General features: G+C 50.0%; 1 protein-coding gene. It reads left to right on the top strand.

Annotated features, from left to right (window positions below):
- Window positions 1-848, top strand: an 848-nt coding sequence (locus tag R7E78_RS25500) for a divalent metal cation transporter (protein ID WP_318058524.1), incomplete at both ends; no start/stop codon positions are given.

Genomic DNA, 848 nt, shown 5'->3' with positions numbered 1-848 from the left:
ATGGCATCGTTGAGCATCATCGTTTTGGTCACGTGTTTGATCATTTTATTCGCCGGCCATTACAAAGCACTCGACACACTTTCGAAAGTGATCATGTCCGTGCTCACCATTGCAACGCTGCTTGCTGTTGCAATTGCGTTTGGTAACCCAGTGGAACCCGTCGCGAACTTTGAATCGCCTTCCCCTTGGTCAATTGCGGCAATTGGTTTCATCGTGGTTACGATGGGGTGGATGCCAGCACCAATTGAGATTTCGTGTTTAACCTCAGCGTGGCTAAAGCGCCAGTCGAGTCAGCAAGAAGTAACACCTCGCTCTGCTCTGTTTGACTTCAACGTTGGCTACATCGGTACAGCCGTTTTGGCGCTAGTGTTTGTTTCGCTCGGTGCATTAATACTGCACGGTTCTGGAATTGAACTGAAGAGCTCAGGGGTTGGCTTCTCGCATCAGTTGGTTGGCTTGTACGCTTCGACCATCGGGGAATGGTCACGTTACTTAATCGCAGTGATCGCTTTCTTCTGTATTTTCGGCAGCACAATTACCGTTATTGACGGTTACTCGCGCGTAATTGCTGACTCACAACGCCTGTTGCGCTCTCAAGCGGAAACCGATCCAAAAGCAACGTCAGCGATTATGTTGGCGGTATCATTGCTGGCGCTAGGTATCGTCGTATTCTGGGCATCGGCACTGCTACCTATGCTCGACTTCGCGATGGTTCTGGCGTTTATGACGACACCATTCTTCGCGCTACTGAACTACATCTTAGTGAGCAAAACGGACTTGCCGGAACCGCTGGCGGTGGGACGCAAATTGAAATGGCTATCGATTGCTGGGCTCATTTACTTGTTTGG

Source organism: Vibrio sp. YT-19(2023), assembly GCF_033337395.1.
This window is presented reverse-complemented; position numbering and strand designations above follow the sequence as displayed.